The organism is Rhodococcus sp. IC4_135 (assembly GCF_011602025.1).
Taxonomy (GTDB): domain Bacteria; phylum Actinomycetota; class Actinomycetes; order Mycobacteriales; family Mycobacteriaceae; genus Rhodococcus_F; species Rhodococcus_F baikonurensis.
The window spans coordinates 1-12,191 of sequence record NZ_JAAOLG010000032.1 but is presented as its reverse complement, the minus strand read 5'-3'; the positions used below and the strand labels follow the sequence as shown (position 1 = coordinate 12,191).

General features: G+C 60.3%; 12 protein-coding genes. 6 read left to right on the top strand and 6 right to left on the bottom strand.

Annotated features, from left to right (window positions below; translation table 11 throughout):
- Positions 1–23 precede the first annotated feature (23 nt).
- From G8767_RS30205 to G8767_RS30190, 4 genes are all read right to left on the bottom strand, one after another.
- A complete protein-coding gene (locus G8767_RS30205; RefSeq protein ID WP_166813542.1) occupies positions 24–638 on the bottom strand; it encodes a hypothetical protein in 615 nt (204 codons plus the stop codon).
- Between the two features lie 139 nt (positions 639–777).
- Positions 778–1,098 carry a hypothetical protein gene (locus tag G8767_RS30200; protein WP_070161002.1) on the bottom strand — a complete coding sequence of 107 codons (321 nt, stop codon included), beginning with the start codon at positions 1,096–1,098 and terminating at the stop codon, positions 778–780.
- A 26-nt stretch (positions 1,099–1,124) separates the two neighbouring features.
- Positions 1,125–2,318: a conjugal transfer protein gene (locus G8767_RS30195; RefSeq protein ID WP_166813540.1), complete on the bottom strand. Its 1,194-nt coding sequence runs from the start codon at positions 2,316–2,318 to the stop codon at positions 1,125–1,127.
- Complete coding sequence (locus tag G8767_RS30190) at positions 2,315–2,569, bottom strand: hypothetical protein (protein ID WP_070161006.1); 255 nt, start codon at positions 2,567–2,569, stop codon at positions 2,315–2,317. The genes G8767_RS30195 and G8767_RS30190 overlap by 4 nt, the downstream gene beginning before the upstream one ends.
- Before the next feature lie 340 nt (positions 2,570–2,909).
- On the opposite strand from G8767_RS30190, the gene G8767_RS30185 reads away from it, so the two are divergent.
- Together G8767_RS30185 and G8767_RS30175 are read left to right on the top strand one after the other, a co-directional pair.
- Positions 2,910–3,749 (top strand): sigma-70 family RNA polymerase sigma factor, encoded by an 840-nt coding sequence (locus tag G8767_RS30185; protein WP_176741996.1) that lies wholly within the window; start codon positions 2,910–2,912, stop codon positions 3,747–3,749.
- A 280-nt stretch (positions 3,750–4,029) separates the two neighbouring features.
- On the top strand, positions 4,030–6,030 hold the full coding sequence (locus tag G8767_RS30175; RefSeq protein WP_166813538.1) for a cutinase family protein: 2,001 nt from the start codon (positions 4,030–4,032) through the stop codon (positions 6,028–6,030).
- Between the two features lie 140 nt (positions 6,031–6,170).
- Here G8767_RS30175 and G8767_RS30170 read toward each other — a convergent pair whose 3' ends face one another.
- A complete protein-coding gene (locus tag G8767_RS30170) occupies positions 6,171–6,932 on the bottom strand; it encodes a hypothetical protein (protein WP_166813536.1) in 762 nt (253 codons plus the stop codon).
- Positions 6,933–7,104: 172 nt separating this feature from the next.
- Between G8767_RS30170 and G8767_RS36020 the strand changes: the two genes are divergently transcribed.
- Positions 7,105–7,629 (top strand): hypothetical protein, encoded by a 525-nt coding sequence (locus tag G8767_RS36020; protein WP_070161016.1) that lies wholly within the window; start codon positions 7,105–7,107, stop codon positions 7,627–7,629.
- Between the two features lie 265 nt (positions 7,630–7,894).
- On the opposite strand, the gene G8767_RS30160 is transcribed toward G8767_RS36020, so the two are convergent.
- On the bottom strand, positions 7,895–8,638 hold the full coding sequence (locus tag G8767_RS30160; RefSeq protein WP_346843051.1) for a hypothetical protein: 744 nt from the start codon (positions 8,636–8,638) through the stop codon (positions 7,895–7,897).
- A gap of 377 nt (positions 8,639–9,015) precedes the next feature.
- Between G8767_RS30160 and G8767_RS30155 the strand changes: the two genes are divergently transcribed.
- The 3 genes from G8767_RS30155 to G8767_RS30145 all read left to right on the top strand — a co-directional run bounded on the left by G8767_RS30155 (position 9,016) and on the right by G8767_RS30145 (position 12,070).
- Positions 9,016–9,690: a hypothetical protein gene (locus G8767_RS30155; RefSeq protein ID WP_166813534.1), complete on the top strand. Its 675-nt coding sequence runs from the start codon at positions 9,016–9,018 to the stop codon at positions 9,688–9,690.
- 677 nt (positions 9,691–10,367) lie between these two features.
- The gene (locus G8767_RS30150; RefSeq protein ID WP_003942441.1) at positions 10,368–11,333 is read left to right on the top strand and encodes a ParA family protein; all 966 of its coding nucleotides are present in this window, start codon (positions 10,368–10,370) and stop codon (positions 11,331–11,333) included.
- On the top strand, positions 11,330–12,070 hold the full coding sequence (locus G8767_RS30145; RefSeq protein ID WP_166813532.1) for a hypothetical protein: 741 nt from the start codon (positions 11,330–11,332) through the stop codon (positions 12,068–12,070). Before G8767_RS30150 ends, G8767_RS30145 begins: the two co-directional genes overlap by 4 nt.
- The last annotated feature ends 121 nt before the right edge of the window (positions 12,071–12,191 follow it).

Genomic DNA, 12,191 nt, shown 5'->3' with positions numbered 1-12,191 from the left:
TGTTCCATTGCGGCGATCGCTTTCTACTCGGGGTTTCCGGCGTTGGCCAGCGCAAGGAGTTCCTTGACGCTTGATCGGCCGGGGCGCGGGGCGGGGTCGTTTGGTGAGAGGGCGGGCAGTTCCTGAGGTCGCGACTGAGTGCCGGCAGCGTTGTGTGCGGCTGGTACAGATTCAGAAGGGGATTCCTGTTCCACAGCGGTAGCGAGAGGATTTGCCTGGTCTGCGATGCGCGGATCGGCAGTGATATAGCCGCCGTCGTGAACAAGGTGCGGTGCTCGGATATTCACGCGTTTGCCGTTGATCTTGAGCTTGGCCTCAGGCGGTGCGAAGACTGCCTTGTTGACCCCTTGAGCGACAGATGCTGGGCTGCGGCCGGCCAGTCGGAGCTTGCCGACGACGAACACCGTGCCGCCGCAGCATGCGACGAAAAATCCGACGTTCCACGTGATGTTGTCGCCGAGCCATAGCGGATGCAGGAGCCACAGGATTGCTCCGACAGCGGCGCCACTGACTGCTTGAGGGACTGTGTAGGGGCCGAAAGGGAGCTTCTTACCGTCGGGTGTGCGGCCGATCAGCTGAGGGATTTTCCGAGCTGTTGTGAAGTCTTTGATGACTTCGACGTTGTTGTCGTCGTTCATGCGGGCACCGACTCGCGTGAGGAGTTCTGTCGGTGTGCTTGTGTGGTCGCGTCCGTTGCCGCGGTGGTTACCTCGGACATCTGCAGTCCTCCTTGTCAGGGTCGGTGAAGGGCGATTCGAGTGGGCGCGCGGTCGCCGTTTACACCGGCAGATCCAGACTCGGGTCCGGTGCTTCTACGACCTGCACGACCGAGATGGCCAGGTCCTCTCCAGTTCGGTCTTTGAGGGAGTCCATGTTGAAAACCACCCAGAGCGCTGCGGCGCAGATGAGGGAGGTCACGACCAGCCGGGCGATCGTGAAGGACTGGATCAGGTTCCGGAGAAGGAAGAACAGGACCAGGCAGCCAGCGGCGGACTGGAGGGCAAGCTTTCCATTGCTGGTCAGCTCTGCGATCTTGTCGAAGACACCGGCGGCTAGGACCGCGGTGTTGGGGTCAGCGGCGGCGAGTGCGATGGACATGATGGGTCACCTTTCGGTTCGAGGGGTCAATTTCCTGAAGGGGAAAACAGTGGGACTTCGCCGACAGCTGGAAGCGACGATCCGGATGGTTGGCTTGGTGCGGGAGCCTGAGTCGGCGCTACGGATGTCGATGCGGAAGTAGACGGAGCGTTCTTCGGAGTCGACGGGATCGGGGCGCTCGTGGTCGCCGAATTGACTCCGCTGCGAGGAGCAGTCGCGGCAAAGAGCGGCGTTGAGTCGATGGCGCTGACTTCCCAGCGACCGCCGCGGGAAGTCATCGTCAGCGCGTACTGACCGTTGACGGATTCGGCGTCGGTGATCTTCAAAGATGCAGTGATCAACAAGCGCACAACGTCGCCATCTGAACGTGGTGCTGCCGAGTTCGAGGCACTGAGATCGACCGAGGAGAGCACATCGGTGAGTGCGATGCTGCGGTATGGCGCCGGGACGATCGGTGCGATGGAGACCCCCGGCGTCAGGTAGCGAGCAACCTCGCCGTTGCCTGTCAGAAGTGCGGCGAGGAACTGGTTGGCCGACGTTCCGATCGGGTGGTTCGCGACGCGGAACTTATATCCGAGTTGGACGTCCACGGCTGTCGACGGCTGCGCAACTTCGGAAGGAAGTGTCGCGGCACGTGCACCGGATTCGGTCACTACAACAGGAACTTGGAAGTAGCGCCGAACGATTGTTGCGGAGGCATCGTCGGCGGGGCGTACGGAGACCGATACCGTCACGGCGTAAGTTCGTGCGTCGCGATCGAAGGCAATTGATGCGATGGCGGGGTCCGTCGCAACGTAGAGCGCAGATGCCGGGAGGTTCGGTGGCGTGGCAACGAACCGTTCGATCTCACGCTCGTTTCCTCGGCTGCCTTGAAGCCACGTCACGACCAGTTGACGGGCTACGTCTTCGGCTTGGGCTTGTGCTGCGGTGTCAATGCTTTGTGCTTCGTTGTCAGTTGCTTTGACGACTGCCGGAGTTGACGACGATCCGAATACGACGAGCAGCAGTGAGGCGATTCCTGCGACGAGAGCGGCGATGATCGCACCGCGAATTGCGCGTGTAGTCCACTGCTGTCGAAGGCCCCACTGGACTCGCTCTGCGCGGACACGCTCCTCTACTTCATCGACGATCGTCTCGGCGGAATCGGCGACGTCGGAGCCTTCCTGTTTCCCTTTCGGAGTACGCCCGAAGTTGTTGATCTTCTTCCAATCGATGTTCATCGGATACCTGCCTCGGTCGGCTGCTCGGACGAGTCGTGGTCTGATTCGCCGTCCGAGATGTCGGCGCTCATTGCCCGCGTAAGCGCTGCACGAGCGGCGGGCGCCTCTGCGAATACCAACAACGAGAGCGCCGCGCTGGCTTCTTCGTCGAATGGGTTTCGTGTGAGAGCCGCGGCGACTCGACGGATCTCCTCAGCAATGGCATGGGCGTAGCCGAGATCGTGCAGTAGCGCTTGCATCGAGTCGTGCATCCGGTCCTCCTGGCGACTGGCGAGTGTGAAAACCGCACCGAATTTGTGGGCTTCTACTTGTAGGAAGATCCGGGCGCGAAGACCTGAGTGACAGAGCTCGCCAAACTTTTTTCAAAGTTTTTTCCGAGGGCGGCCAGGTGCTTGTTGCCAGAGGTTCAAACGTGCACGTCGGCGCCCTCGATACATGCGCATCCACTCACGGCAAAGCACGCGGCAACAACATCTCCGGCAACAACAAACACACCTCCGGCAACAACAAACATGCAGGTCAGAGGCAATATAGGGCTGCTCTACTGGGCGCGAGACCAACCTCGCACGCGCACAGAGGAGACCCGTGGAAATGTCCACCCACGCAGCAACCGCACCCAGCCATTCGTCGTCCGCCCTGCCGTCCCACGACGCGACTCGAGGCGACCTCTACAGCCGCCTGAACACCGAATGGATGCAGCTGTGCGCACGACCCTCAGCAGCGGCAGAGGTGCTCACATGGTCGGTCAATCAGTCGGCCCTGAAGCAGGTGCAAGAACTCAACGACTTGGCTGGCGCCCATCGCCTCGATCGCGACGCCGTACTGCTGGCACTGCTGACCCTCCACCAGGAAGGCAGCGTTCTTGCCGGCCGCGCGCTGTTGCAGCTGATGCTCGGAAAGCTCATCTCGTTGACCCGTCACGCACGAGTGACGGGCTTCGATTCCTACCACGCCTACGACGAGCGCGCCGCCACAACCATCGCAACCTTCATGTCATTGATCGCCGACTATCGCCCGTCCGGAGAGAACATTTATGCAGCACTCTTCTTGCGGACTTTGAAGAAGATCGCACACGAAAACACCTTCGCCGGCGAAATCCCCGCATCCGATCTGATGGATCGTTCAGATGCTCCTGAGGCCGAGACCGAGAGCCCATTTCTCGCCCAGGATTTGCTCGCATGGTCGGTGCGAAACGGAGTCATCAGCGGCACCGACCGAGATCTCATTCAACGTGCATATCTCGACCAGACAGACACCGATCTGACATCGATTGCAACTGAGCTCGGCATGACATCGGCCGCACTTCGTCAGAGGCTCTATCGAGCGGTGTCGAAGATCCGGAAGAGCATGGGAACTTCGAATCAGGCGACCGATCATGCGCGCTTCGCCCGTGCATCGCGCAGCGCTCGACCGATCGAACAGGTTCTGTGATGACTCGAACCCTCGACACACTTTCTTTGGTGGCGTGCTTCCTGATCGCTGGTTTCGTTCTGAACGAATCGTCCCTATTGCTCGAGAATGCACGGAGTTTCGACGCTGCGTTACGTATTCCTTTCGCGACTCATCCCGAATTTTTTGGACAAGCGATGTCACTCGCTCACCGCGCTGCCTTCACCGTGGTCGACCTTCTCCCGAACACCTTGACCGCACATTCGAGCGGCGGGCTTTCCACCGTTCCCTCGCTGTAATCGCTCACGAAAAGAGACCTGTCATGACGACTACCGATTCCACATCCGCCGGCTACCGACGCGCATTCTCGACCGGATCGGCAGCCCTCCTCACAGCAGCCGTAGCGTCAACTCTGCTCATGATTTCGACGCCCGGGACCGCTCACGCGGCACCTGGTTCTGAAGGATGCCCCACCGCAGAGGTGGTCATGCTGACCGGAACCTTCGAGACAGATTCGGCTGCTGATCCTTCAGTCGCGACTGGTCTTCTCAAGCAAGTAACGGACCCACTTGTTCAGCAGTTCGGAAGCTCCATCAAAGTCACCTACCCCGCATACGAAGCATCAGCGTTCAACAAGGGCAAGACCTACGGAACGAGTAAGGCCACCGGAATAGAGGCCGCCGCGAAAGTTATGCAGACACGTGCAGCGCAGTGCGCCAACACTGTCTTCGCTCTCGGCGGCTACAGCCAGGGTGCCGATGTCGCGGGCGATCTGACGTGGTTGATCGGTCACGACAAGGGGCCGATTCCCGCGGAGAAGCTGATCGCAGTCGGCCTGGTTGCCGATCCCCGACAGAGTCCGAACGGCGACAACACTCTCGTTGGTCCACCTGTCGACGGAGTTGGTATTGCGGGGGCTCGGCCAGGCGGATTCGGAAAGACCGCGGCGGTAACGCGGTCGTACTGCGCACCTGACGACCTCTACTGCTCGACGAGCAGCAACAAGGACGGGCTACTCGCCGGGCTCGGCCGAGTGCTTTCCCAACCTCCTACTGCATCCGGTCCACAGCAGAGTGACGGTTCTCAGCCCAACACCGCGGCGCTACAGAACGCCTTGGTTTCGGACTACTCGAAGGTCGACCTCCCGGGCCTTGCCGGCAACGTCGACACACTGCAGAAGCAGCTCCAATCTGGCTCCCCCGACCTTGCCAGCGTGGGCCAAGCGGCATCCGACATTGCGAACACTCTGGTCCCTGTTGCCGATACGACCAAGTGGGTGACACAAAATCCCGCTGTCGAGCAGTCACTCCAGACAGCGGACGCATCCACGCCTGAGTTCGCGGCCGGCAAGATCGTCGAGACGGTCAAGGGCATCGATGTAGCCGGCGCATTGAAGGCCGCCGACACGATCGCGAAGACAGTCCAGGGAGCCACAGGCGCGGCGCAGGTACCGCAGCTGCAGGCCTCCGTCGACACTCTCACCAATCAGGTCTCACCTCTGACTGCTACCCCGGCGGATGGACTCTCCATTGCCGCGAACGCGCTCTCGATCATCAAGCCAAGCGTCCTGATCGATCAGGTCACCCACATCGGGACGAATGCCTTCGCATTGGCCAACAACATCCCTGCTGTCGCGGACATCTTCGTCACTCGTATCCCGCAGATCGTTCTCGACCCCGCACTCGATCCCATGGCGAAGGTCAAGGCCGTGCACGCCGAGTTCGACCGCATCAATGTTCTCTTCGAACCACTCGTCAAGCTCGCTGCCGGGCTGGACTACAAAACCGCAGCATCGCTCATCGCGATGATCCCCGATCCGTCCGGTACCGCTCAGATCGTGTCGATGATCGTTGGACTCGTCGGCAACCTCGACATCATAGGATTGGCCAACTCCGCCGGCGAACTGCAGAAGCAGCTCTGGCATGCGATCGAAACCGGCGATGTCATCGGAGCCGGTCTGGGTGCACTCCCCCACATCCTCGACTTCGCGAAGATCGCGGTCGGCACGCTCGGGGGTGGACAGAAGACTGATCCGGCCAAACTGGGAGCTGCGTCCACATCGTCGGCGACCAGCCAGCAGCTCACGCAGCAGTCCCAGGCCGGAGACCTTGGTGGTCTCGCCTCGAACCTCACCGCACTGGCAGGTTCTGACGGCGCCGATGCACTGGCACAGATAGGGACCGAAGGACTGAAGTTCGCTTCGTTCATCGGTTCCGGAGCTCATCAGAGCTACGGCGAAATGGTCATCGACTCCGCCGGCACGACCGCCCTCCAAGATCTGACGAACCACTTCCGCGACGCCATCGCAAAAGTGACCGCCTGACATTCTGCAAAAGATCCGCATGGCCAGAGAAGGGTCCCACCGTTTACCGGTGGGACCCTTTTCGTTTGTCTACAGCTGTTTCGTGGGATTCGTTCACGCGGACACTGGCCAGCGGTGGATCGTCCGCAGTGCTTGCGCGACTATCGAACGTAGACGTCGATGCTGGTGTAGCGGAAGGTCGTAATGACTTGGCCGGATTCGACCCGCCAAGGTCTGACATTCGTTTCGGCTCCAAGTTCGTGAGTGCAGACGACTGCGGCGGTGTCGAATTCAGCTCCGATGACGATCCCAGGTGTCCCGTTGAGAGCTCCTTCGGCAACCCCAGGAAGAGGGCTCCAGTTCTCCGCAGTTCCGTGGAGGAGATTTTCGCGAGCCCAGCTCAAACGGCGATCGTGCGCCATGCCTGCAAGCTCGCCGGCATCGCCACGAACGCCGCGGAACAAGCGGATCCGCGCAGCGCTATACCTCTCCTTCACGTGGTCGGCGAACGTCTTCCCAAATGACGCCGTCAGCGCGAGCCAGTCATTCGTAAGCGACGGATCAGCTCGAAGCCGTTGGCCGGCCTCATCGAATCGGGCTCGGCCGGAACTGCTCCGGTCATCGCGATAAAGCCGCTTGAATCTTGGGTCGACAGCGGTGATTTCTCGTTCGAGCACGAGCCTTGGGACATAGAGTCCCACGGGCCGACCTCCCGACTTGATATCGACCTGCCATTCAGCAAGGCGGTGTATGAGGACTGACTTATCGGCGCCCGCACCAAGATCGTGCGCTCTGTCCGCGACCTTGCGACGAAAACTGTCGGTGACGCTCTCTCGCGTCGCCTGGGTCAGCCACCTTTGCAGCGGGTCACGGTCACAGAAATCTATTTTGCTACCGCCTTGTCGTTGCGCTTCGCTGTACATAAGCCCCATCCTGCCCGATTATGGAGCGTGCGGGTCCGACGTGCCAGCTGAGAACATGATCAACCGGGGGATGAATTGGGCGGACCCAAACCCGATGTGCCCGTTGACCTCCATTTCATGCTGAGGGCGTTCAGCGCGGCGGGTAGTCCATGACTGCAGATAGCCTCCCCCCATGGCTCCCCCTTCGCCGTTCGATGACAGCGGCCGCAACTTGTTCGTCGTCCATCTCCATACGGCGGCGACGAGCACTGGCGACCAGTGGGTGCGGGAAATTGCAGCGATTGATACAAGTAGCGGTCGATCGTGGGAGATCATCCTGGCGGGCGAAGACGCACTGGCAGACGACGCTGCAGCAGTCCCCAAACTCGCGGCACTGGCACGCAACATCGAAGGTCAGATCGCCGGGGGGTTCCACCCGGATGCGCACACCCGGCTCCTCAGACGTCTGTTCGTAGAACTGGGTCTTTCTCCGACGTGGCATCAGAACTCCGATATCCGGCAACTGACAGCCGGCGCACTGGGGATCCCACCCACCCATATGCCCACCACGGAACAGACCTGCAATCTGTGGGGTGTTCCTGTACGAGCACGCGAAAGCGCCGTCCAAATGGCGGAAGCGGCGGCAGCGTGCTTCGACGCGCTCGCCTACTTCTCAGCAGGTGACCGACGGCGCATGGTCGATGTCCAACTGAATTGAGTCAGCTATGCCAAACCGAATATCGAGACTGAAAATGCCTGCAGGCCTGACCCTGTTCTTGCGGCGATTACGCTGGCGCCACGTCGCGTTCCTGTGGTTCGTCGCAGCCCTGCTACTGACGTTGATCAACAGCAAGGTTGAGACAGGGACGGCCTATCATTGGGTACTTGCGGTTCCTGTCGCTCTCTCTCCCGTGCTTGTTCTTGCCCTTTGGGTGCGAGCGAAGAGGAAACGCTGAAGGCTCTCCCGCGTCCACTCCCCCGCGTCACGTTCCGAGTTCGTCGTCTTTGAAGAAGTATCCGGTCAGCGCCGCGGCGATCAGGTGCGAGCGGGATTTCGCGCCAAGTTCCGCGACGAGGTGATCGATAACATCGAAGTCGGCGTGGAATAGTCGGTAAGTCACCTGCGTCTCATTATCGTCACGTGACGTTTTAGCGCGGATACCTCGGGCCGCGAACAACCCGCCACCGATTCGCCCGCCCGGATAGAGCAGTTCCGAAAGCCGATCATGAGTCGCTTCGATCGCGACGATGAAGATCTGACCGTTCGTCATCCCCGTGCTCGCACGCAATTCCTCGAGCTTCGCATAGCACCTGGCCGGGACCCGAACACTGGAGGACTTCCCTCCCCCCTCCAGATCGGAGGAACGGTCGATTGGCTCCCGATCTTGTTGACTTTCAGGAGCTTCCAACTTGGCAGGGCGCTCAGCCTGCGCGGGTGCTTCCAGTTGGTGTTGAACTTCGTCGTTATCACCCTCGATGTACGCCGTAGCGATGCCCTCGAGAGATCGGGCTGCTGCCGAGCGAAAGGTGCCGGCGAGCGGCCGGTGCCCGCCAGTCGACTCAGTCGGGCCCTGGTTGTGCATGCTGGTCACGTCAATCTCCGATACTGAACAGGGAACGAGATGCGCTCGCTCAAACCCAAAATGAACCTGCTGAGAGTTATACAACCCTCCCTGGACAACTCGGGTGCGGTAAGACGAGCCACCCAAGACCCGCGAATCCTCCACCCAAGTCGCCGTCGTCGCCGTTAGAGAAACGTATCGGATCATTCCGCTACGACCAAGGCACGAGCACTGTATTGCCTTATGCGTACTGCCCTCACAAACTCAAAGTCACTTCGCAGACCTACCGATGTCATCCCAGTATCGTCCCAATTTCAGAGTGTCCCCTACTTGCTGCTGGATGCAACGTCAACCGGGACGGTATTGGGACGGTCTTGATGCCCACTTGAGCGCGTTCCAAACCGACGTCCATGCTATTCCGCGATGAGTAACACCCGCTTGTTATTGGCTCCTAATTTCGAACCACCAGAGCATTTACCGCCGATTGGGACGCAACTAGAACTACTGATGACACACCACCGGTGTGGTGTCATCATTGTTCTATGACCGTTCCCAACAGTGAGATGGGCCTCAAGCTCAACTTCGCATGGATCGACGATCTTCGCTGGCACCGTGACCAGTACAGACAGTCACGTTTTCAATGGACAAGTAGCGACGCCCTTTTAGCCGCGACCGAATTCACTCGCGGACGTCAAAGTTTCACCACCTTGTCTGAGCTGCGCGAACTGAGCCAGGCACGACGCTCGGCCGCCACCTACGCCACAGTGTGTCAACGTGCATTCGGCGAGGCCGCCAGACATGCGCGCAGAGGCCTCGAAACGACCACATCCTGGTCGACAGTTGCTCACGAACTAGACACGACAGTGCTCACTTGCTCGGCGAGTTCCCACTTCTCGATCTGGTCGCAGGCACATGAACGCACTAATGCCCAGGTAGCCCGGGTACAGAAGATCGTTGACGGGCTCTACTTCTCGAACCCCCTAATCCGCGCATGGGAGCTCAAACAACTGTGGAGCCTCTATGCGGCTGCAGAGGACATCCTCGAAGACACTCTGGTCGATCTCGCCGTCGAACTCGACGGATTACGCCGGGCTGATGACATCGCCCGGGCCGCAGATGTGAGCACCGTCGCCGGCCTCGGGCATCGAATTAGGTCGCAGCGTGCACTGCGTGGGGCCATAGGCGATCCACGCAGGACTCCCCATCAATACAGCTAAACAGCTATTTCACGCACACGTTCACGCACTGCTATCCATGTTGCATCACGCAAGTTAAAAGCCGGGGCCTGGAATCCTGAACACGCACGTGGTCACACACACCTGCACGCAGGCCGACCCGCACGTCAATCGCCAACTGATTCCGCTTGTGACACAGGAGGCCGGTCCGCACGCAATTCCGTACAGGAACCCGAAGCTGCACCCCGCACGACTGCCCGTCCTCGTGCACGCTCTTCATCCTGCGAGAAGTCACGTGATACTTCACGGAGACATACCCGCGTATCAAACCGCTGTACGCTCCGCACGTCATCCTGCGGTTTCACACGCAGAGCATCCCGTGTGGTTCTCCGTGTTACCTCACACGGGATCGCACGCAGACGATCACGTTTACTTACCCGCCATTCATTCCGCGTTACTTCACGCGTGTGTATACGCGTACCTTCACGCATAACTTCACGCATACAATCACGTTGATGGTCATGCGCTCCTACCAGCGTGTTTATCTGCGGTCCGTACCGGAGGTCGCTCTGCAGTACATCACGCCGATCCGCATGCTGAACTACATGCCTGAACACATACGGCTCCGCACGCGTGGCATACCGCGAGTTGTCCAGGACCCCTGCTAACTTTTCTTACAGACCACTCGTCACAAACCAACGTCCATTGGGAGAACCACCATGTCTGTAGATGCCGTTCCAACGACACCCACTCATCAGCAACTGCCTGCCTGCTTCGGATTCTTCAACGGCAAAGGGGGAGTGGGCAAGACCTCACTCTGCGCGAACACCGGAGGCCTACTCGCTGCCGGCGGCTACCGGGTTCTCCTGCTTGACTTCGACCCCCAGGCCAACTTGTGCCGCGACCTCGGATTCGTGAAGGAGGACGGTGTGCCCTTGTTCTCAGCCCTCTTGAGCGGGTCGGCGCCGCCGATCATCCAAAACGTCGGTGGCCGCGAGAATCTCGACATCGTTCCAGGTGGCCCGGCGATGTTCGACCTTGCCGCAGTCATGGTGTCCAGGCAGCAACGACAGGGAGGCAAACGATTAGGGCAGCTCTTGCTGGCCATGTTGCTTCAAGTGGCCGCAGATTACGACGTCATTATCTTCGATACCCCTCCGACGGATCTCACGATCATCGAAGCAGTGATGGAAGTAGTCCACGCTGTGGTCATTCCAATCCGCGCAGATGATGCCAGCCTCGACGGCATGGAAACGATCGCCGGCCAGTTCTCGGCAGCACGAGACGGAGATCCGGAACGAAACCTTCCTGCCGTGAACCCCCAGCTCCAACTCGGCGGGATCTGCCTCTTCGGCGTCAGCTCACGCGCAACCAAACTTGACGCAACGATTAGGGAAGCAGTGGAGGAGATGATCGGCGATTCGGCCCCGACTTTCGAATCTCGGATCCGCACGATGGAGACCACCGCCTTCGACGCGCGACGCCAGGGACTACTGGTGCATGAGCTCGAGGAGCGATCGGCCGGGGAAACCGCATCACGGATCGCAGCGCTGAGGAAAGGCACGAAACCGAAGGATCTGATGCTCTCGCGAAACGCCTCTGGCCTGGCCGAGGACTACTCAAACCTCACCCGCGAGATCCTCGTACGGATGTCGACCATCACCGCTGAGAGGGCTTCGGCATGAGTGAAGATAAGGTCCGCAACCGCAAGAGCATTGCCAGGTCTTTCGCCCCGAAGCACAACCGAGCAGAGGGACTCGCTGGTCTCTTGCCCCCGGCCGGCGGTCTGCAGCCTCGCCGCGCCATGAGCCCACAGACACCGGACACGGCTCAACCCGAGATCGACTCCACCGCTCCTCACCCGGCGGCTCCCAAACGAGTCACCGACGCCCCTCAACCCGCCGTCTCGGCGCCTGAATCTCCAGTGCGGGTGCAGCCGATGGAACCCGAAGCTGTCACCGCTCCAGTCGCGCCACCGCAGGCGCCTCCTGTTGTGGTCGAACCTGCACCCACTGCCGCCGGAGCGCCGTCAACCCAGATTTTGGAAGACGAGTATCTGCCGCCTGCCGATACCTCGAAGGTGACTGTCACCGCCTACCTGGATCGTGCCACTCGCGACGCCTTGGTGAGTCGGGCGGCTGAACGGAGATGCGACCACGCCGACGTCGCCATCGAAGCCTTCGACGCAGTAGGTATCGAGCGACTGCGAGGCCTCTTCCAACCAGTAGCGGGCAGATCGTCCTCAGGGATTCCAGTCCATCAAGAGCCGTTCGCGGTCAGGGGACCTGTCGAGACATGGTTCCGCTTCACCACCGCTCAACGCGACTGGCTTGACGAGCAAGTGAAGGTAGTCGGTTCCAAATCGCGCAGCCGCTTGCTTGCGGGCGTCTTGTCGCTGCACCTGGGCGCGCACACACGGTAGTGGCGGACGACCTCCGCGGCCGCAAAAGGTGAGCCTCGGAGGTCGTCTCCGTCATCGGCCCCTCTTGAACGACGCTGGGGACTGTCATCGAATTCGAGGCTTTCAGTAGCTGCGAAACCAA

Excerpts from the sequence above, each read along its gene's own strand:
- G8767_RS30150 (WP_003942441.1), top strand. The coding sequence starts at position 10,368 with ATGTCTGTAGATGCCGTTCCAACGACACCCACTCATCAGCAACTGCCT.
- G8767_RS30200 (WP_070161002.1), bottom strand. The coding sequence starts at position 1,098 with ATGTCCATCGCACTCGCCGCCGCTGACCCCAACACCGCGGTCCTAGCC.
- G8767_RS30185 (WP_176741996.1), top strand. The coding sequence starts at position 2,910 with ATGTCCACCCACGCAGCAACCGCACCCAGCCATTCGTCGTCCGCCCTG.
- G8767_RS30205 (WP_166813542.1), bottom strand. The coding sequence starts at position 638 with ATGAACGACGACAACAACGTCGAAGTCATCAAAGACTTCACAACAGCT.
- G8767_RS30175 (WP_166813538.1), top strand. The coding sequence starts at position 4,030 with ATGACGACTACCGATTCCACATCCGCCGGCTACCGACGCGCATTCTCG.
- G8767_RS30145 (WP_166813532.1), top strand. The coding sequence starts at position 11,330 with ATGAGTGAAGATAAGGTCCGCAACCGCAAGAGCATTGCCAGGTCTTTC.
- G8767_RS30170 (WP_166813536.1), bottom strand. The coding sequence starts at position 6,932 with ATGTACAGCGAAGCGCAACGACAAGGCGGTAGCAAAATAGATTTCTGT.
- G8767_RS30155 (WP_166813534.1), top strand. The coding sequence starts at position 9,016 with ATGACCGTTCCCAACAGTGAGATGGGCCTCAAGCTCAACTTCGCATGG.
- G8767_RS36020 (WP_070161016.1), top strand. The coding sequence starts at position 7,105 with ATGGCTCCCCCTTCGCCGTTCGATGACAGCGGCCGCAACTTGTTCGTC.
- G8767_RS30190 (WP_070161006.1), bottom strand. The coding sequence starts at position 2,569 with ATGCACGACTCGATGCAAGCGCTACTGCACGATCTCGGCTACGCCCAT.
- G8767_RS30195 (WP_166813540.1), bottom strand. The coding sequence starts at position 2,318 with ATGAACATCGATTGGAAGAAGATCAACAACTTCGGGCGTACTCCGAAA.